16 protein-coding genes are annotated in these 19,440 nt (G+C 64.7%); 10 read left to right on the top strand and 6 right to left on the bottom strand.

Annotated elements, in window-relative coordinates; genetic code table 11:
- A complete protein-coding gene (gene purU, locus TQ98_RS05020) occupies positions 1 to 852 on the bottom strand; it encodes a formyltetrahydrofolate deformylase (RefSeq protein WP_044871876.1) in 852 nt (283 codons plus the stop codon).
- Between the two features lie 327 nt (positions 853 to 1,179).
- Here purU and mvaT point away from each other — a divergent pair, with 327 nt between their 5' ends.
- Entirely contained in the window at positions 1,180 to 1,560 is a 381-nt protein-coding gene (gene mvaT / locus TQ98_RS05015; protein ID WP_044871877.1) for a histone-like nucleoid-structuring protein MvaT, read from the top strand.
- 83 nt (positions 1,561 to 1,643) lie between these two features.
- On the opposite strand, the gene sbcB is transcribed toward mvaT, so the two are convergent.
- On the bottom strand, positions 1,644 to 3,074 hold the full coding sequence (gene sbcB, locus TQ98_RS05010) for an exodeoxyribonuclease I (protein WP_044871878.1): 1,431 nt from the start codon (positions 3,072 to 3,074) through the stop codon (positions 1,644 to 1,646).
- 318 nt (positions 3,075 to 3,392) lie between these two features.
- On the opposite strand from sbcB, the gene TQ98_RS05005 reads away from it, so the two are divergent.
- Genes TQ98_RS05005 through TQ98_RS04980 form a run of 6 tightly spaced genes read left to right on the top strand, consistent with a single transcriptional unit; the run spans position 3,393 to position 10,259 of the window.
- Positions 3,393 to 4,127, top strand: coding sequence for an RDD family protein (locus tag TQ98_RS05005; RefSeq protein WP_044871879.1), 735 nt, complete (start codon positions 3,393 to 3,395; stop codon positions 4,125 to 4,127).
- Positions 4,124 to 5,104, top strand: a complete 981-nt coding sequence (locus tag TQ98_RS05000; protein ID WP_044871880.1) for a stage II sporulation protein M — start codon at positions 4,124 to 4,126, stop codon at positions 5,102 to 5,104. Before TQ98_RS05005 ends, TQ98_RS05000 begins: the two co-directional genes overlap by 4 nt.
- On the top strand, positions 5,091 to 6,674 hold the full coding sequence (locus tag TQ98_RS04995) for a DUF4129 domain-containing protein (RefSeq protein WP_044871881.1): 1,584 nt from the start codon (positions 5,091 to 5,093) through the stop codon (positions 6,672 to 6,674). The genes TQ98_RS05000 and TQ98_RS04995 overlap by 14 nt, the downstream gene beginning before the upstream one ends.
- Positions 6,671 to 7,909, top strand: a complete 1,239-nt coding sequence (locus TQ98_RS04990) for a DUF4350 domain-containing protein (protein WP_044871882.1) — start codon at positions 6,671 to 6,673, stop codon at positions 7,907 to 7,909. Before TQ98_RS04995 ends, TQ98_RS04990 begins: the two co-directional genes overlap by 4 nt.
- Positions 7,906 to 8,931 (top strand): MoxR family ATPase, encoded by a 1,026-nt coding sequence (locus TQ98_RS04985; protein ID WP_044871883.1) that lies wholly within the window; start codon positions 7,906 to 7,908, stop codon positions 8,929 to 8,931. The genes TQ98_RS04990 and TQ98_RS04985 overlap by 4 nt, the downstream gene beginning before the upstream one ends.
- On the top strand, positions 8,928 to 10,259 hold the full coding sequence (locus TQ98_RS04980; protein WP_044871884.1) for a DUF58 domain-containing protein: 1,332 nt from the start codon (positions 8,928 to 8,930) through the stop codon (positions 10,257 to 10,259). Before TQ98_RS04985 ends, TQ98_RS04980 begins: the two co-directional genes overlap by 4 nt.
- 285 nt (positions 10,260 to 10,544) lie before the next feature.
- On the opposite strand, the gene rhlB is transcribed toward TQ98_RS04980, so the two are convergent.
- From rhlB to TQ98_RS04960, 4 genes are all read right to left on the bottom strand, one after another.
- Positions 10,545 to 12,035: an ATP-dependent RNA helicase RhlB gene (rhlB, locus tag TQ98_RS04975; RefSeq protein WP_044871885.1), complete on the bottom strand. Its 1,491-nt coding sequence runs from the start codon at positions 12,033 to 12,035 to the stop codon at positions 10,545 to 10,547.
- A gap of 98 nt (positions 12,036 to 12,133) precedes the next feature.
- Complete coding sequence (locus tag TQ98_RS04970; RefSeq protein ID WP_044871886.1) at positions 12,134 to 13,291, bottom strand: dipeptidase; 1,158 nt, start codon at positions 13,289 to 13,291, stop codon at positions 12,134 to 12,136.
- A gap of 174 nt (positions 13,292 to 13,465) precedes the next feature.
- On the bottom strand, positions 13,466 to 14,404 hold the full coding sequence (locus TQ98_RS04965; RefSeq protein WP_044871887.1) for a GGDEF domain-containing protein: 939 nt from the start codon (positions 14,402 to 14,404) through the stop codon (positions 13,466 to 13,468).
- Positions 14,405 to 14,865: 461 nt separating this feature from the next.
- A complete protein-coding gene (locus TQ98_RS04960) occupies positions 14,866 to 15,525 on the bottom strand; it encodes an alpha/beta fold hydrolase (RefSeq protein WP_044871888.1) in 660 nt (219 codons plus the stop codon).
- Positions 15,526 to 16,000: 475 nt separating this feature from the next.
- Here TQ98_RS04960 and TQ98_RS04955 point away from each other — a divergent pair, with 475 nt between their 5' ends.
- The 3 genes from TQ98_RS04955 to TQ98_RS04945 all read left to right on the top strand — a co-directional run bounded on the left by TQ98_RS04955 (position 16,001) and on the right by TQ98_RS04945 (position 19,434).
- On the top strand, positions 16,001 to 17,029 hold the full coding sequence (locus TQ98_RS04955; RefSeq protein ID WP_044871889.1) for an amino acid ABC transporter substrate-binding protein: 1,029 nt from the start codon (positions 16,001 to 16,003) through the stop codon (positions 17,027 to 17,029).
- Positions 17,030 to 17,138: 109 nt separating this feature from the next.
- Positions 17,139 to 18,326: an amino acid ABC transporter permease gene (locus tag TQ98_RS04950; RefSeq protein ID WP_044871890.1), complete on the top strand. Its 1,188-nt coding sequence runs from the start codon at positions 17,139 to 17,141 to the stop codon at positions 18,324 to 18,326.
- 10 nt (positions 18,327 to 18,336) lie between these two features.
- Complete coding sequence (locus TQ98_RS04945; RefSeq protein ID WP_044871891.1) at positions 18,337 to 19,434, top strand: amino acid ABC transporter permease; 1,098 nt, start codon at positions 18,337 to 18,339, stop codon at positions 19,432 to 19,434.
- The last annotated feature ends 6 nt before the right edge of the window (positions 19,435 to 19,440 follow it).

Below are 19,440 nucleotides of genomic sequence, written 5' to 3'. Positions count from 1 at the left end.
TCAGTCGAAGACGACTGTCTTGTTGTCGTGCACCAGTACGCGGTCTTCAAGGTGGTAGCGTAGCCCACGGGACAGGACCATCTTCTCCACGTCCTTGCCGAGGCGAACCATGTCCTCGACGCTGTCGCGGTGGGTCACGCGAACCACGTCCTGCTCAATGATCGGACCGGCGTCCAGCTCTTCGGTCACGTAGTGGCAGGTGGCCCCGATCAGCTTCACGCCACGCAGGGAGGCCTGGTGGTAGGGCTTGGCGCCGACGAAGGACGGCAGGAAGCTGTGGTGGATGTTGATCACCTGGTGGGCGTAGCGCTTGCACAGTTCCGGCGGGAGGATCTGCATGTAGCGGGCGAGCACCACGGTATCGGCATTGTGCGCCTCGACCAGGCGGGAAACCTCGTCAAAGGCCGGCTGCTTGTTCTTCGGATCCACCGGCACGTGGAAATAAGGAATGCCGTGCCACTCCACCATGCTGCGCAGGTCGTCGTGGTTGGCGATGACGCAGGGAATATCGCAATCCAGTTCACCGCTGTGCCAGCGGTGCAGCAGGTCGGCCAGGCAGTGAGACTCGCGGCTGGCCATCAGCACGACGCGCTTCTTCACTTCGGAGTCGGTCACCCGCCATTCCATGGAGAACTCCCGGGCGATGGGCGCGAACGCCTGGCGCAAACCGTCCAGATCGAAAGGCAGGGAATCGGCGCGGATTTCATGGCGCATGAAGAACCAGCCACTCTGGTTATCCGAGTGGTGGCTGGCCTCGGTAATCCAGCCGTTGTAGGTAGCCAGGAAGTTGCTGACCTTGGCTACGATGCCGACGCCGTCCGGACAGGCAATCACCAGACGAAATGTGCGCATTTGGGAACACTCCAGAGACTTCGCGAAGGCGGCCATTCTAGCCAGAGCGCGAGAAAACTTCAGTAACCTCGTGGCTCGACAGGGATTGACGGTGGTCGCGCAACAATTCGTCCCAGCACAACTAAGAGGCCTCCCGCCCCAGCCGATATAGCGGTATCCGGGGCACAATTATGCATGTGCGCGGCCACGGGACTAATATGGACAAAGAAGCCGCCAACAATGCGTACAAAAGTTTTCCTGCTTATTTACTTGCAGTTAAGCGCTGTCTATTATTGCTGACACTTCGCAAACGCAAGTCACCATACGATTCCAACAAGGGACGCCGACATGTCGCTGATCAACGAATACCGGGCAACGGAAGAAGCCATCAAGGAGCTCCAGGAGCGCCTGAAGAATCTGTCCCAGGACGACAAGCTGAAGAAAGAACTGGAGTTTGAAGGCAAACTGCGCGCACTGATGGGTGAATATCAGAAGTCCCTGCGCGACATCATTGCCCTGCTCGATCCCGATGCACGCACCAGCAAGGCCCCGCGCGCAGCCAAGGCTGCCGGCGCAGGCAGCAAGCGCGCCCGCAAGGTCAAGCAGTACAAGAACCCGCACACTGGCGAAACCATCGAAACCAAAGGTGGCAACCACAAGACCCTGAAAGAGTGGAAAGCCAAGTGGGGCGCCGACGAGGTTGAAGGTTGGTCGACCATTCTGGGCTAAGCCTTCCGAAATAAAAAACGCCAGCATCTGCTGGCGTTTTTTATTGCCGACGATAAAACCTCGAAAAGTTTCCCGGGCCGCGATCACAACTGATAGCGGCGGCCCAGTTCCGTGGCATATCGGCGCCACTCCAGCAACACCGCCTGTTGTGCAGGCGCAGTCTTGGCCAGCAACTCGTCCAGGGTCTTGAAGAAACTCTCCAGCGTATTAGGCGCCCCGAATTCCGGGGTCTTCAGCCGATTTCTGCAGAATTCCACCCAGCGTGACTGGTCGGTTTCCGACAAAGTTTCAGGGAAGTTTCTGGCACGGTAACGGAACAGCAATTCAGGCAGCCGCGGGTCGTCGAACGGCCAGTTCTCGCTGGAAAGGCGTTGTGGATCGGCACGCCGTACTTGTTCACAGAGACGGCGATCACGATCACCGAGAAAGCCCTCGTACAACTGCTGCTCCGGATCTTCCACCGAAGCGAATCCCTCTTCCGCGTAAATGACTGGCAACTTGTCTTGCCAGGCGGCGGCCTGCTCGGCCAAAAGCGCGGCACGACGCTGGCAGAGCTCCATGTCGACACCCAGGCGCTGCCGATCCGCTTCGCGCAATACCGCCAACGGCGCCACCACCGGACAGCGGTTGATGTGCAGCAGCTTGAGCGGCACCGGCAGCTCGCCCTCGGCCAAGTCGTCGCGACGGGTATAGAGGCGCCCGCGCAGCGTCTCGGCATCCAACTCCAGCAACGGCGCCGGGTCGGATTGCAGGTCCAGCACGATCAACGCATTGCGGTTGCGCGGATGCCAGGCCAGCGGCAGCACAACAGCCAGATAGTGACGCTCTCCAGAGAACCGCCCGGAGATATGCACCAACGGCTGCATCAGGCGCACCTGCTCCTGCACCTTGTGCTTGCTGCGCAGTTGATAGAGGTAGTCGAACAGCTTCGGCTGACGCTGACGCAGCAGACGCGCCAGGCCGATGGTCGCCCGGACGTCGGACAGCGCGTCGTGAGCCTGTCCGTGGTCGATGCCGTTGGCGGCGGTGAGCAGCTCCAGGCGGAGACTGACGCGCCCATCCTGCTGCGGCCATTCGATGCCCTCCGGCCGCAGCGCGTAGGCAGTGCGCACCAGATCGATCAGGTCCCAGCGGCTGTTACCGCCCTGCCATTCGCGGGCATAGGGGTCGTAGAAATTGCGGTAGAGGCTGTAACGGGTGACTTCGTCGTCGAATCGCAGGGTGTTGTAGCCGGCGCCGCACGTACCCGGCTGCGCCAGTTCGGCGTGCACCCGGTGCATGAACTCCGCCTCGCACAGTCCCTTATCCTCCAGGGTGCCGGGCAGGATGCCGGTGACGAGGCAAGCCGCCGGATGGGGCAGGATGTCGTCGCTGGGCTTGCAGTAGAGGTTGATCGGCTCTCCGATCTCGTTGAGCGCCTCGTCGGTGCGAATGCCTGCCACCTGCAGCGGCCGGTCACAGCGCGGGTTGATGCCGGTGGTTTCGTAGTCGTGCCAGAAGATGCTGGATGTCACGGCGGCCCCCTTGTTCGTGAGGGCGGCAGTCTAACACCGGCCCACCTGCGCCAAGGCGACGAACCGGGTCGGAAAGGTCGCTATCCAGCGGCTTGCTGGACACTTTTCCGCGCGCCTAGAATCGCCACCACTGGACGACCGCCCCCGCCAAGGACTGCCCCATGCCTGCGTCATTCGAACCCCACGCCCGCGCCCGCGCGTTGCCTGCCCTGTCGAAATTCCCACGCCCTTCACAGCATGCGGGCTGAGACCCCCTTGTCCGGTTGCCTGGACACCGGGCGCTCGCTAGCATCTGGCTTTCACCTTGGCGCCCCGCCGATGCCTGCAACCCGATCCAGTTCCCATCCCGCCGACGCCCAGGCCCAGCCGCTGGATACCCGCTATCAGGTGGAAACGCCGGAAGGCATCGACCTGATCCTGCGACCGGCCGGCCTGCTGCCGCGCGCCCTGGCCTACACCATCGACCTGGCGATCCGCGGCGCCATCATGCTCCTGCTGTTCGTTGCCCTGGCCCTGCTCGGCCAGCTGGGTCTCGGCCTCGGGTTGATCCTCATGTTCCTGCTCAACTGGTGGTACATGGTGCTGTTCGAGGTGCTCAACCAGGGACGCTCCCCAGGCAAGCAGGTGATGGGACTGCGAGTGGTCCACGACGACGGCACCCCGATCGGCTGGTCAGCCTCCCTGGTGCGCAACCTGCTGCGCTTCGTTGACCTGCTGCCCTTCGCCTACACCCTGGGCGCGCTGAGTTGCCTGGCACACCCCACCTTCAAGCGCCTCGGGGATATCGCCGCCGGCAGCCTGGTGGTCTATCGCGACGACAAGACCCAGCGCCCCGAACTGCCCGATGCGGAACCGGAGCGCGCGCCCTTTCCCCTGAGCCTTGCCGACCAGCGCGCCCTGCTCAGCTTCGCCGAGCGCCAGGCCAGCCTGTCCCCGGCGCGCCGTGAAGAACTCGCCGCCATCCTGGCCGAGCCCCTGGAAGTGCCGCCGGAACAGGCGCAAGCGCGGATCAATGGCATCGCCCGCGGCCTGCTGGGATCGAATTCGCCATGAAGCAGAACCTCTTCGAACACCGCCACCAGGCCAGCTGGAAAGCCTTTGCAGAACAGCTCGACCTCGTCGAGCGAGGCAAGGCCGACGCCCGCGCCTGCGAGACCTTCGCCGCCGACTACCGGCAGATCTGCCAGCAACTCGCCCTCGCCCAGGAACGCGGCTACAGCAGCCACCTGGTGGATCAGCTCCAGCACTTGGCCATGCGCGGCCACCAACAGTTCTACCGCCATCGCAGCCACCTGGGCGGGCGCCTGCTGGGCTTTCTCCTCGGCGGCTTCCCGCGCCTGGTCCGCAGCCAGTGGCGCAGCATCGCCGCCGCCAGCCTGCTGTTCTACGGCAGCCTGCTGCTGATGGGCCTGCTGGTGCACTACTGGCCCGACCTGGTCTACAGCGTGCTGGAGCCGGAGCAGGTGTCGTCGATGGAGTCCATGTACGACCCGGACGCCCGGCGCATCGGCCCCATGAGCGAGCGGGACTCGGGGGATGACTGGATGATGTTCGGCCACTACATCATGAACAACATCGGCATCGCCTTTCAGACCTATGCGGGCGGCCTGCTCTTCGGCGTCGGCAGCCTGTTCTTCCTGCTCTTCAACGGCCTGCACATCGGTGCGGTGGCCGGCCACCTGACGCAGATCGGCTTCGGCGAAACCTTCTGGTCCTTCGTCATCGGCCATGGCGCCTTCGAACTCACCGCCATCGCCTTCTCCGGTGGTGCCGGGCTGCAACTGGGCTGGGCCCTGCTCGCGCCGGGCCGCCTGCCCCGTGGCGAAGCCCTGCGCCTGGCCGCCGGGCGCAGCGTGCAGCTGGTGGCTGGCGTGATCCTGCTGCTTCTGATCGCCGCCTTCGTCGAGGCCTACTGGTCCTCCATGACCCTGGTGGAACCCCAAGTGAAATACCTGGTGGGCGCCGGCCTCTGGCTTCTCGTAGGGCTCTATTTCGGCCTCGTTGGCAGGAGGCGTCATGCGGCTGACTGATGCCAGCGTCGCGATCCGCCCGCGCAGCGCCTGGGAGGCCATGGACCTCGGCGTGATGCTGGCCCGCCGTCACGCCGGCCTGCTGATCGCCAGCTGGGCCGCGATCACCGTGCCGGTGTTCGGCCTGCTCACCCTGATCTGCTGGAACTACCCGGGCCTGGCAATTTTCCTTTTCTGGCTGTTCAAGCCGGCCTATGAACGGCTGCCGCTGTACATCCTTTCACGCGCGCTCTTCGACGACACACCGAGTCTCAAGGAAGCGCTTCGCGCCTACCCGCGCCTGCTAAAACCGCAGCTGATCGCCAGCCTCACCTGGCGTCGCCTCAGCACCACCCGCAGCTTCGACCTGCCGGTGCTGCAACTCGAAGGGCTTGAAGGCCAGGCGCGCAGCCAGCGGCTGGTGGTGCTGGGCCAGCGCGACGCGGGTGGCGCCACGTGGTTGACCGTGATCGGTGTGCACCTGGAGTCCGCCCTCTGGTTCGGCCTGGCCACCCTGCTCTACCTGATGCTGCCCAAGCAGGTGGCCATCGACTGGGACTGGCAGAAACTCCTGGAGATGGCTTCGGGCGACTGGCTCTGGCTTGAGCACCTGTCCAACAGCCTCTACGTGCTGGTGCTGATGGTCTGGGAACCGGTGTATGTCGCCTGCGGCTTCACCCTCTACCTCAACCGCCGCACCTCCCTGGAAGGCTGGGACATCGAGCTGCAGTTCCGCCGCCTGCGGCAGCGCCTGATCGGCAGCGCCTACGGCCTGCTGCTGGGCCTGGGCCTGTTGCTGACCCAGATACCGCAACAGGCCATGGCGGACGAAGCCCCGGCACTCTGCCTCGCACCCCAGGCCTACCTCGACGGCCCCGATGCCGAACGCCTTACCCACCAGGCCCTGACCGGCAAGGCCGCGAAACAGGCCATCACAACCCTGCTCGACGCGCCCCCGTTCCAGAACCGCGAAACCGTGACGCTCTGGCGCCTGGGCGACCAGGACGCCGACCAGCAGCCCAAGCCCGAGGATGTTGAAGGCTGGGCCAAGTTCTTCCGCAACCTGTTCCAGCTGGCCGAATACGCAAAGAGCCTGGACACCGTCGCCCTGGTGATCAAGACGCTGCTCTGGGGCCTGGTATTCAGCCTGGTCGTCTTGTTGATCTGGCGGTACCGCGACTGGCTGGCCGCCTTCGCCGAACGCCTCGGCCTGCCACAGCGCGCGCCGCGCGAAGCGCCGACGGTGCTCTTCGGCCTGGAACTGGCGCCGGAAAGCCTGCCCGACGACGTTGCCGGCGAAGCCGAACGCCTCTGGGCCAGCCAGCCCCGCGAGGCATTGGGCCTGCTCTACCGCGCCCTGCTGAGTCGACTTCTGCACGACTTCCGCCTGCCACTCAAGCAATCCCATACCGAGGGCGAGGTGCTGCAATTGGTGCGTCACCTGGAGAATGCCGAGCTGGAAGGCTTCAGCCAGACCCTCACCGGTCACTGGCAGAATCTCGCCTATGGCCACCGCCTGCCCGCCGCTGAACTGCGTCAGGGCCTCTGTGACGGCTGGAGAAGCCTGTTCGCCAGGGGAGCTGCGGCATGACCCTGCGCCCGCGTTTTCTCATCGGCGCCGGCCTGGCGCTGCTGCTGGGCCTCCTGGCCATCTACGTCGTCGGCCATCTGCAGCCCTACCAGGAAACCATCGAGCACGGCCCCGCCCCCGAAGCTCGGGGCAATCCCTACCTGGCCGCCGAGCACTTCCTGCGCCAGCAAGGTCTGCAGGTGACCCGCGCCGATGGCCTGGAGGTGCTGGACAACCTCCCCAGTGCCGGCCACAGCCTGCTGCTGCTCGGCAGCCGCGAACGCATGACGCCGCGCCAGGCGGATCGCCTGCTGGAGTGGGCAAGCAAGGGCGGCCACCTGTTGTTCATCGCCGAACGCCTTTACGAGGAAAAGGACGGCAAGAGCGGCGACCTGCTGGCGGACCGCCTGGGTGTCCAGCAGTTCGAAGCCAAGGACCTGGAAAAGGAAGAAGACACCCAGCCCCAGGAGCCGGAAGACAGCGCCCCGGCCGATGAACAGCCCGCCGACGCCACCGAGGATGAGCCCGAACAGGAAGAGGAAGACCCCTTCCCCGAACTGACCAAGCTCTACCTGGAAAATGAGCAGGCTCCCGCCTACGTCAGCTTCGATACGGAATTCCACCTGTACGACAGTCAGAACCGCGCCCATGCCTGGGCCAACAGCGCCCAGGCCACCCACATGCTGCAGTTGAATCACGGCAATGGGCTGGTCACCGTGCTGACCGATGGCTGGATCTGGCAGAACAGCGACATCGACGAATACGACAACGCCTGGCTGCTCTGGTACCTCACCCAGGACAGCGCGGTCACCCTGCTCTACCGCGCCGAGCGCGACGGTCTCGCCACCCTGCTCGGCCGGAACTTCCCCGAAGCCCTGGTGGCGCTGGCGCTGCTGGTCATCCTCGTGCTCTGGCACATCGGCCAGCGCCAGGGCCCGCTGCTGGCACCCGCCGGCAGGGCCCGCCGGCAACTGGAAGAACACCTGCGCGGCAGCGCCGACTTCCTGCTCCGCCGCAGCGGCCAGGCCAGCCTGCTGCAAGGCCTGCAGCGGGACATCCAGCGCCGCGCGCGACACCGTCATCCCGGATTCGAACGGCTCCCCGTGGCCGAGCAGTGGCAGGTGCTGGGCCGCCTGACCCGCCTGCCGCCCGGCGCCATCAGCCAGGCCATGCGACCGCTGCCCAAGCAGCGACTCACCGCCGCCGACTTCACCCGCCAGGTCGCCCACCTGCAAACACTCAGGAATTCCCTATGAGCGAACAGCTTTCCGACCCGTCGTACTCCGAAGCCGCTGGCGCCGCCGCACCTTCGGCCGCCACCCAGCGCCTGCGCGCCAGCCAGTTGGCCCAGGCCCTGCGCCTGGAACTGCAGAAGGCCGTGGTCGGCCAGACAGCGGTTATCGACGACGTGCTCACCGCCCTCCTGGCCGGCGGCCACGTGCTGGTGGAAGGTGTGCCCGGCCTCGGCAAGACCCTGCTGGTACGCGCCCTGGCCCGCTGCTTCGGCGGCGAGTTCTCGCGCATCCAGTTCACCCCCGACCTGATGCCCAGCGACGTCACCGGCCACGCCGTGTATGACATGCAGAGCGAGCAGTTCAAGCTGCGCAAGGGCCCGGTCTTCACCAACCTGCTGCTGGCCGACGAGATCAACCGCGCCCCCGCCAAGACCCAGGCCGCCCTGCTGGAAGTGATGCAGGAGCGCCAGGTCACCCTCGAAGGTCGCGCCCTGCCAGTGCCGCAGCCCTTCCTCGTGATGGCCACCCAGAACCCCATCGAGCAGGAAGGCACCTACCCATTGCCCGAAGCCGAGCTCGACCGCTTCATGCTCAAGCTGCGCATGGACTATCCGGCGGCCAGCGAAGAACTCAACCTGGTGCGCCAGGTCACCCGCTCCGCCCGCGCCGACATGCTCGACGTCGCGCCCCTGCGCACCTTGCTCCAGGCCCGCGACGTGATGGCCCTGCAGAAGATTGCCAACGAGTTGCCGGTGGACGAGCAGGTACTGGACTACGCCGTGCGCCTGGCCCGCGCCACCCGCAGCTGGCCAGGCCTGGCCATGGGCGCAGGGCCGCGCGCCTCCATCGCCCTGGTCCGTGGCGGCCGTGCCCGTGCGCTGCTGCGCGGCGGCGACTTCGTGCTGCCGGACGACATCAAGGGCTGCGCCCTGGCGGTATTGCGCCACCGCGTGCGTCTGTCGCCGGAACTGGATATCGAAGGCCTGTCGGTGGACCAGGTGCTCCAGCAACTCCTCGACCAGGTGCCGGCGCCGCGCATATGAAGCCATCCCGCGCACTGCTGGCGCTGGTGGCCGGGCTCCTTGGTCTGGCCTTCCTGCTGGGAGCCCTGCCTGCCCTGGGCATCGGGCTGCCGGCGCAGTTCGACGCCCTCTGGTGGGGCCTGCTCTGCGCCCTGACACTGCTCGCCCTGCTGGATGCTTTCTGGCTGCGCCGCCTGCCCTCGCCACGGCTGGAACGGCAGCTGCCGGGGAACCTGGCGCTGGGCCGCTGGAGCGAAGTTCGCCTGACCCTGCACCATCCCTACAGTCGCTCGCTGGATGTGGGCGTGTTCGACCAGGTTCCAGCGGCCATGGAGTTCGAGCCCCTGCCCCAACAGGTCGCCCTGCACCCCGGCGAGCGGACCGAATTCGGCTACCGGGTGCGCCCGCTCAAGCGCGGACACTTCCACTTCCCCGCCTGTGACGTGATGTTGCCGAGCCCCCTCGGCCTGTGGAGCCACAAGCGCGTGCTCGAACTGCCCGGCGAGGCCCGCGTCTACCCGGACTTCGCCCGCCTCTACGGCGCCCAGCTGAAAGCGGTGGACGACTGGCTCAGCCAACTTGGCGTGCGCCAGCGGCCACGCCGTGGCCTGGGCCTGGAATTCCACCAGTTGCGGGACTTCCGCGACGGCGACACCCTGCGGCAGGTCGACTGGAAGGCCACCGCACGCAAGCGCACGCCCATCGCCCGCGAATACCAGGACGAACGCGACCAGCAGATCGTTTTCCTGCTCGACTGCGGCCGCCGCATGCGCAGTCAGGACGGCGACCTGTCGCACTTCGACCACGCGCTCAACGCCAGCCTGCTGCTCAGCTACGTGGCCCTGCGCCAGGGTGACGCCGTGGGCCTGGCCACCTTCGCCGCCGAGCGCGACCGCTACCTCATGCCGGTCAAGGGCCCCGCCCAGCTGAATGTGCTGCTCAATGGCGTCTACGACCTGGACAGCACCCTGCGCCCGGCCGACTTCGGCGCGGCCGCCGACACCCTGCTGGCCCGCCAGCATCGCCGGGCCCTGGTGGTGCTGGTGAGCAACCTGCGGGACGAGGACGATGCGGAACTGTTCAGCGCCGTAAAACGCCTCGGCCGCCAGCACCGCCTGCTGGTGGTGAGCCTGCGGGAAGAAGTCCTCGACAGCCTGCGCCATACCCCGGTGCAGGCCTACGAAGATGCCCTGGCCTACTGCGGCACGGTGGACTACCTCAATGCGCGCAACAGCCTCCATGAACGCCTGGCCGCCCATGGCGTGCCCTTGCTGGACGCCCGCCCCAGCGAACTGGGGCCGCAGCTGGTGAGCCGGTATCTGGCGTGGAAGAAGGCGGGGGCGTTGTAAGCCTGTAGCCCTCCCTGAAGGGAGAGGCGACCCATCCCCTTCGTCCAGGCCGTAAGCAAGCCGTAGGGTGAACAGCGCTCTTCTGTCCACCAGCGGCGCCATGCCGGACCCCGATGGTGGATCGGTGAAGCGTGATCCACCCTACGACGGTTCATCGCCCAGCCTGGTCTGCTCCCGGTAGGGGCGATTTCAATCGCCAAGGAGGCCGCAGGTCTCCCCTCCCCGCCCATCCCCAAACAAAAAAGGCGAAGCCACCGGGCTTCGCCTTTTTCATTCCACCGAACCTCAGTGGTGCTTGCGGGGCACCGATTTGAGCAGTTCGGTCGGGGGCATTTCGCAGTTGATCTTGCGCCCCAGCAGTTCTTCGATCGGCGGCAGGGCGAAGGCGTCGTCTTCGCCGGCGAAGCTGATGGAGGTGCCGCTGGCGCCGGCACGGCCGGTACGGCCGATGCGGTGCACGTAGTCGTCCGGGTCTTCCGGCAGGGTGAAGTTGATCACGTGGCTGATGCCGTCGATGTGGATGCCACGGCCAGCCACGTCAGTGGCCACCAGCACGCGGATCTTGCCTTCGCGGAAGCCTTCCAGGGTCTTGATGCGCTTGTGCTGGGGCACGTCGCCGGACATCTGGGCGGCGCTGATGCCGTCCTTGGTCAGGCGTTCCTCGATGCGACGCACTTCGTCCTTGCGGTTGGCGAAGACCATCACCCGTTCCCAGTTGTTCTGCGCCACCAGGTTGTAGAGCAGCTTGTACTTGTCGCTGCTGGCCACGGCGTAGACGTGCTGTTCCACGGTCTCGCTGGCGACGTTCTCCGGCTCGATCTCGACGATGGCCGGGTCCACGGTCCACTGCTTAGCCAGGTTCATCACGTCTTCGGTGAAGGTGGCGGAGAACAGCAGGGTCTGGCGCTCGCCCTTGTAGGGAGTCTGGCGGATGATCTGGCGGACCTGCGGGATGAAGCCCATGTCCAGCATGCGGTCGGCTTCGTCCAGCACCATCACCTCGACCATGTCCAGGTGCACCTCACCGCGCTGGTTGAAGTCCAGCAGACGGCCCGGGGTGGCCACCAGGATGTCGCAGAAGCGCGACTCCAACTGGCGGAGCTGCTTGTCGAAGTCCATGCCGCCAACGAAGCTCATGACGCTGAGGCCGCTGTACTTGGTCAGGGCCTGGGCATCCTTGGCGATCTGCACCACCAGCTCGCGGGTCGGCGCGATGATCAGCGCACGGGGCTCGCCCATGTAGCGCTCTTTCGGCGGCGGGGTCTGCAGCAGCTGAGTGATGGTGGAGATCAGGAAGGCGGCGGTCTTGCCGGTGCCGGTCTGGGCGCGGCCGATGGCGTCCTTGCCCTTCAGCGTGTGGCCGAGGACCTGGGCCTGGATCGGGGTGCAGTACGGAAAGCCCAGATCGTGGATGGCGTGCATCAGGCGCGGATCGAGGTCGAAATCGTGGAAGCGGGTCTTGCCCTCCTGGGGCTCCACCGCGAAGTCTTCGAGCTTCCAGTTATCCACAGGCGCGGCGGCCTTGGCGGGACGCTCCCGGCGCGGCTTTTCGGACTTCGGTTTGTCGGATTTGGGCTTTTCGCTGCGGGGTTTCTTCTCACCGCGAGGTGCGCGTTCACCGCTGCCTTCGGCCTGCTCGCCTGCTTCGCGCGGTGCTTTCTTCGGCTTGGCCGGACGCTCTTGCTTCTCGGTATGGGCGGGGGCTGGAGCTGTGGGGGTGGTGCCGGTCTGCGGCTCTTCACCCTTGCGGAATATCTTCTTGAGTGCCTTGAGCACGGTGATCTCGTCGATTGGTTAAGGAATGAACGGCCGCCAGTGTAAAGCAAGATGCCCGCAGGGCGAAGTGCCGCGGGCATCTTAGGGCTTGACGTGGACTAAGGAAGGTTCTCCAGGAGCAGCCTGCGGACGTTCCCGCCCATGATGGCGGCGATATCCGCCTCGCTGAAACCGGCCTCCTGCAGGCCCTGGGTCAGCTGTGCCAGGCCACTGGTGTCGAAGGGCGTGTGCACCGTACCGTCGAAGTCGGAGCCCAGCGCCACGTGCGCCACGCCCACCTTGTCAGCGGTGTAGCGAATGGCCCGGACGATGGCCTTGACCGAGGTGTCGCAGACGGCGGTTTCCCAGTAGCCGATGCCGATCACCCCGCCGGTGGCGGCGATACGCTGGATGTGGGCGTCAGTGAGGTTGCGGGTACCCGGGCAGGTGCCTTCGACGCCGGTGTGAGACACCAGCACCGGACGCTCGGCCATGTCCAGCACGTCGTCGATCAGGGCGCGGGACGCGTGGGCAAGGTCCACCAGCATCTTCTTCTCTTCCAGGCGGGCGATCACCCGGCGGCCGAAGGGGGTCAGTCCTCCCTTCTCCAGGCCATGGGCGGAACCGCCCACTTCGTTATCGAAGAAGTGGGTCAGGCCGGCGATGCGGAAGCCCGCGTCGTAGAGGCGATCGACGTTTTCCAGCTTGCCTTCGAGCGGGTGCAGGCCCTCGGTGGCGAGGATCGCGGCGACGCGGTTCGGGTCCTTTTCCCAGGCGACGAGGTAGCTGGCGAAATCCTCACGACTGCGGATCAGGGTCAGCTTGCCCTGGCTGTGGTCGGCAGCCGCCTGCAACCGCCGGCTCTGATAAAGCGCGCGCTGCAACAGGCTGCTCCAGGTTTCCTTGGGCCAGCGCTGGGCCATGACCAGCAGGGTGATGTTGTCGCTGTCGGCGCCGTTGCTTTCGTAGTTCAGGCCACGCGGAGTCTTGGTGACGGTGGAGAACACCTGCAGGCCGACATGCCCTTCCAGCAGGCGCGGCAGATCGCTGTGACCGAAGTCATGGCGCACCAGCAGATCGCGGTTCCAGAGCAGCGCGTCATCGTGCAGGTCAGCGATGAAGAGGGTCTTGTGCAAGTTTTCGGCGGAATCGGAGGCGCGGTAAGGCGGTGGCGTGGCCACCGTGTTCATCTCGCGGTCGATGAGTTGAGGCAGAACGAAGAAGATGCCCAGTCCTACGGGGATCAGCACCACTAGAGCGATCAGCAGTTTGCGCATGTCCAGCTTCCCGGCTGTGTCGTTGTCGTCCGACTCTAGCAAACAGGCGTTTGAAAGACGCGGAAATATGCGCACTCATTCGTGCGCACCGGAACCACGGCACATACCCCATGTACTCGACGCCCCAACGCCTCGACATTTGCACGCATATGGGCGTTCCGGCTGCCCTCACTGTTATCCGTTCAGGCGATTTCGCCCATCCTGCTTGGCCTGGTAGAGCGCGCTGTCGGCCCGGGCGATCAGACCTTGCAGGCTGTCGGGCTGGTGCATTTCGGCGAGGCCGATGGAGACGGTGACACCGGGCAGCACGCCCAGCGGTGAGTAGAAGGATGAAATCTGCTCCAGACTCATCCGCAGTCGCTCACCGATGGTGCGGGCCTCTGTGCCATCCATTTCCGGCAGGAGGATGACGAACTCCTCGCCACCGTAGCGGGCCATGCTGTCCTTGGGCCGCAGCTGATTGCGCAAGGTGTGGGCGACCAGGCAAAGGGCATAGTCGCCGGCCAGGTGGCCGTGGCGGTCGTTGTAGGCCTTGAAGTTATCCACATCCAGCATGAGCATCGACATCGGCTGCCTGTTGAAGGCGCAGCGGGTGCTTTCGCGCTGGTAGATGTGCTCCAGCCAGCGCCGGTTGAACAGCCCGGTCAGGGTGTCGACCTTGGCGTTCTGTTCGGCGTCGAGAATGATCTGGTTGCCGTGGCGGACCCGCTGGCAGAGCAGCTCCAGCAGGTTCTGCATCAATTGCGGCGAATGCTGGAACAGGCCCATCAGGGACTGCCGGTGCAAGCGCAACGCCGTGGTGGGCTCGCTGGCCACCACGTAGGCAGACGGACGATCGTTGTCGATGAAGCTGATCTCGCCGGCGCACTCCCCCGGCTCCACCGTGCTCACCGGACTGTTGTCCAGAGAGCCCAGGTAGACCTTCATCCGCCCGCTCAGCACCAGATAGAGGTACTGATTGCGGTTGAATGGCGACAGCACGACTTCACCCTCGTCCAGATCGCAAGCGCGAAACTCCTTGATCAGTTGCTGGAGATTATTCGCGGCGACGTTCTGGAACAGGCGCAACCGGCTCAACAAATCTACGTCTTCTTTCCAGTTGACATGCTTCATGGCTGCAACAGCCTCGGATGGCAGTCGAAGCGGACGGCACCGCTGGCGATTCCTGTCTCAGGTGTTAACCGGGTGTGACAGTATTCCCACACTTTTTACCTGACAATACCCACCTAAAGCTGGGCCGACAGACGGCAGGATATTGGTAAGGAGCGCGACAATTGCCGATATTAGCGACACATTCGTGACATTTTCCCGCGCGCATGAAAAAGCCTGGAGCCTAGGGCTCCCGGCAGGGGAATCGATGCATTGCAGAGTGGCGGAGACCGGAAGGCGCCTGCTGACGACCTTCCGGAAGCCAGTATAGATGGCCTCAGGCCAGCAGGCGGAATTTCATCGAATAACCCACCATGCGCGCTTCCAGCTTCGCCTGGAGTTGGGCATCCAGGCCCAGGCCATGGCGATCATCGTTGACCACGTCCACCCACCCCCCGACGCACCGGACCTTGATGGGGATGGGATCAGCCGTGCAGCCGCTCAACCAGCCAGGCGCCGATGTCACGGATCTGCTGCGGCAATACCTCGTGGGCCATCGGATAGTCGCGCCAGCCGACGGGAACACCGGCTGCGGCCAGGCGATCGTGGGCGGCGCGCCCCATCGCAGGCAGCACCACGTCGTCGAACGTGCCATGCAGGCAAAGAACCGGCAGTTGTCGTTGTGTATCCGACAGTTTCATTTCATCAGTGAAGGTGGGCGCATAGGTGGACAGCGCCAGCACACCGCCCAGCTCACCGTCCCAGCGCAGGAAGGCGGTATGCAGCACCACGGCGCCGCCCTGGGAGAAGCCGGCGAGGATGATGCGCCGTGCCTCGATGCCAGCATCGATCTGCGCCTGCACCAGAGCCATCACCTGCTCTGCCGACTCTTCGAGCTGGGCTTCGTTGATCGCGCGCTCGGGGCTCATGGCAAGGATGTCGTACCAGGACGGCATGGCCCAGCCACCGTTGATGGTAACCGCACGGGTCGGCGCCTGCGGCAGCACGAAGCGGGTGGTGCCCAGGACTTCCTGCAGGGCTTCGGCCACCGGCAGGAAGTCATAGCGGTCCGCCCCCAGGCCGTGAAGCCAGATGACGCAGGCATCGGCGGAATGTGTGGGCTCCAGAATCAGTGTGTCGCTCATGTGTGGCTCCGTTGTGGTGCATCTGCACAGTGTTGGGGTGCAGGCCCCAGATGGGGGTGGTTTGATAACTGAAAAAGATGTCGCAAGGCTAAAAGTTTACCTATTGACCTATCGGAATTGTCCTACTGGCACCTAGCTGGTACGGCCTTTGCTAAACAGCAGCAGACTGAACCACAGCCGCGGCACGGTAACACTTGCCCGGCGTGCAACGGGTTGGGTAGCGGTTTCGGCCGCTGCCTTGCAAGCGGTCACCTGGCGTCATTCGTGGTGCAGGGGTGAGCGCAATCCGTCTCCAGCCCATTCAACCAATGGGCGAGGAAAGGTCTGGTGGCGAGCGGAGCAGCGCCAACTAGACTCCTTCCTTAGGTCCGACACCCCGGTTGACCTTTCCAGTGCATAAAGGTTGAACCTGCCTCACGAGGGTACGGCGGTGGGATCGAGACTCCAACACCAATAAAAGCAACTGGAGGTTTTGATGAAGATGGTGAAATCCACCCTGGCCGTGCTGACCGCGGCAACCGTTCTCGGTGTCAGCGGTTTCGCGCAGGCGGGCGCCACCCTGGACGCGGTGAAGAAGAAAGGCTACGTGCAATGCGGCATCAGTGACGGCCTCCCGGGCTTCTCCTATGCCGATGGCAAGGGCAACTACAAAGGCATCGACGTTGACGTCTGCCGCGCAGTTGCCGCCGCCGTGTTCGGCGATGCCAGCAAAGTCAAATACAGCCCGCTGACCGCCAAGGAACGTTTCACCGCGCTGCAGTCCGGTGAAGTGGACGTGCTCTCGCGCAACAGCACCTGGACCAGCTCTCGCGACGCCGCCATGGGCCTGAACTTCACCGGCGTGACCTACTACGACGGTCAAGGCTTCCTGGTGAACAAGAAGCTCGGCGTTTCCAGCGCCAAGGAACTCGACGGCGCCACCGTCTGCATCCAGGCCGGCACCACCACCGAGCTCAACCTGTCCGACTACTTCCGCGCCAACAACCTGAAGTACACCCCCATCACCTACGACACCTCCGACGAGAGCGCCAAGTCGCTGGAGTCCGGTCGTTGCGACGTGCTGACCTCCGACCAGTCCCAGCTGTATGCCCAGCGCATCAAGCTGGCCGCTCCGGACGAGTACGTGGTGCTGCCGGAAGTGATCTCCAAGGAGCCCCTCGGCCCGGCCGTGCGCCAGGGTGACGAGGAGTGGTTCGACATCGTGCGCTGGTCCCTGTTCGCCATGATCAACGCCGAAGAACTGGGCCTGAACTCGAAGAACGTCGAAGAAATAGCCAAGACCACCAAGAACCCCGACATTGCCCGTCTGCTGGGCAGTGAAGGCGAGTTCGGCAAGGACCTGAAGCTGCCGAAGGACTGGGCGGTGCAAATCGTCAAGCAAGTCGGCAACTACGGTGAAATCTTCGATCGCAATATCGGTGCCGGTAGCGATCTGAAGATCGAGCGCGGTCTCAACGCCCTGTGGAACAAGGGCGGTCTGCAGTACGCACCGCCGGTGCGCTGACCGTCTCCCGGCGGCCGCATGACGTGGCCGCCGGGTTCGAGTTCCGTACAACGCGAGCCCTGGCCGCCGTATCCCCATCCGGCCGGCCGGCGGTTCCCAGAGGGCTGTCATGCAAAAACCTGCCAACGCCCCGCGTGCTCCGAAAGGTTCGGTCTGGACCGATCCAAAGGCACGCGCGTGGCTATTTCAGATATTCGCCGTCGTCGCAGTCGTAGCGATGGGCTGGTTCCTGTTCCAGAACACCCAGCACAACCTGCAGCAACGCGGCATCCTGTCCGGCTTCGACTTCCTCGAGCAGAGCGCCGGCTTCGGGATTTCCCAGCACCTGATCGACTACAACGAAAGCAACAGCTACGGCCGCGTTTTCGTCATCGGTCTGCTGAACACCCTGCTGGTCTCGGGTATCGGCATCTTCTTCGCCACCATCCTCGGGTTCATCCTGGGCGTGGCGCGGTTGTCGCCGAACTGGATGATTCGCAAACTGGCGACGGTCTACATCGAGACCTTCCGCAACATCCCGCCGTTGCTGCAGATCTTCTTCTGGTACTTCGCGGTGATGCTGCCCATGCCGGGGCCGCGCCAGAGCCTGGCCATAGGCGAGCACTTCTTCCTGAACAACCGCGGCCTGTACATGCCGGCACCGACCATCGCCGATGGCTTCCTGCCCTTTCTGGTCAGCTTGGTACTGGCACTGCTGGCGATCATCGCCGTCGCCCGCTGGGCCAAGGCCAAGCGTGAAGCCACCGGCCAGCGCTTCCCAGTCCTGCTCAGCGCCATCGTGCTGCTGGTGGTAATTCCCGGTCTGGTCGCCCTGGTCTTCGGCCGCCCGTTCGAGTGGAGCATTCCGGTCCTGCAGGGCTTCAACTTCCATGGCGGCTGGGTGGTGATCCCCGAACTGATCGCCCTGACCCTGGCACTGACGGTGTACACGGCGGCCTTCATCGCCGAAATCGTGCGTTCCGGCATCCAGGCGGTCAGCCACGGCCAGACCGAGGCCGCGCGCTCCCTGGGCCTGCCCGCCGCCAAGACCCTGCGCCTGGTGATCATTCCGCAGGCCTTGCGCGTGATCATCCCGCCGCTCACCAGCCAGTACCTGAACCTGACCAAGAACTCGTCCCTGGCAGCCGGCATCGGCTACCCGGACATGGTCTCGCTGTTCGCCGGTACCGTGCTGAACCAGACCGGCCAGGCCATCGAGGTGATCTCCATCACCATGAGCGTCTATCTGGCCATCAGCATCAGCATTTCGATCCTGATGAACTGGTACAACAAGCGCATTGCGCTGATCGAGCGGTGAGGTACGAGCCATGACGACACACGTATTCAAGCCCGACCAGCCGCCACCCCGGATGAGCGTCGGCGTCCTCGGCTGGCTGCGCGCCAACCTGTTTTCCAACTGGTTCAACACGCTGTTGACCTTGTTCGCGGCTTACCTGGTGTGGCTGGTGCTGCCGCCGCTGATCCAGTGGGCCTTCGTCCAGGCCGACTGGAACGGCACGACACGCGCCGACTGCACCAGCGACGGCGCCTGCTGGGTCTTCGTCAAGATTCGCTTCTTCCAGTTCATGTACGGCTTCTACCCCGAGGCGCTGCGCTGGCGGGTGGACCTGACCGTGTGGCTGGCGATCATCGGTGCCGCACCGCTGTTCGTGCCGCGCTTCCAGCGCAAGGCGGTGTATGGCCTGGCCTTCCTGGTGATCTACCCGATCCTCGCCTACTGGCTGCTGCACGGCGGCTTCCTCGGCATGTCCAGCGTGGCCACCAGCCAGTGGGGCGGCCTGATGCTGACCCTGGTGATCGCCTCGGTTGGCATCGTCGGCGCCTTGCCGCTCGGCATCCTGCTGGCCCTTGGACGGCGCTCGAACATGCCGGCGATCAAGGTCATCTGCGTGACCTTCATCGAGTTCTGGCGGGGTATTCCGCTGATCACCGTGCTGTTCATGTCCTCGGTGATGCTGCCGCTGTTCCTGCCTGAAGGCATGTCCTTCGACAAGCTGCTGCGGGCGTTGATCGGCGTGATCCTGTTCCAGTCGGCCTACATCGCCGAGGTGGTGCGCGGCGGCCTGCAGGCCATCCCCAAGGGGCAATACGAAGCCGCGGCCGCGATGGGCCTGGGCTACTGGCGGATGATGGGCCTGGTGATCCTGCCGCAAGCCCTGAAGCTGGTGATCCCCGGCATCGTCAACACCTTCATCGCGCTGTTCAAGGACACCAGCCTGGTGATCATCATCGGCCTGTTCGACCTGCTCAACAGCATCAAGCAAGCCACCACCGACCCGGCCTGGCTGGGCATGGCCACCGAAGGCTATGTCTTCGCCGCCCTGGTGTTCTGGATTTTCTGTTTCGGCATGTCCCGCTACTCCATAAGCCTGGAGCGCAAGCTGGACACCGGCCACAAGCGTTAGGAGTCA

The organism is Pseudomonas sp. LFM046 (assembly GCF_000949385.2).
In the GTDB taxonomy this organism is placed as follows: domain Bacteria; phylum Pseudomonadota; class Gammaproteobacteria; order Pseudomonadales; family Pseudomonadaceae; genus Metapseudomonas.
Note: the sequence above shows the minus strand (reverse complement) of the source record. Positions and strands in the feature narration are given on the sequence as shown.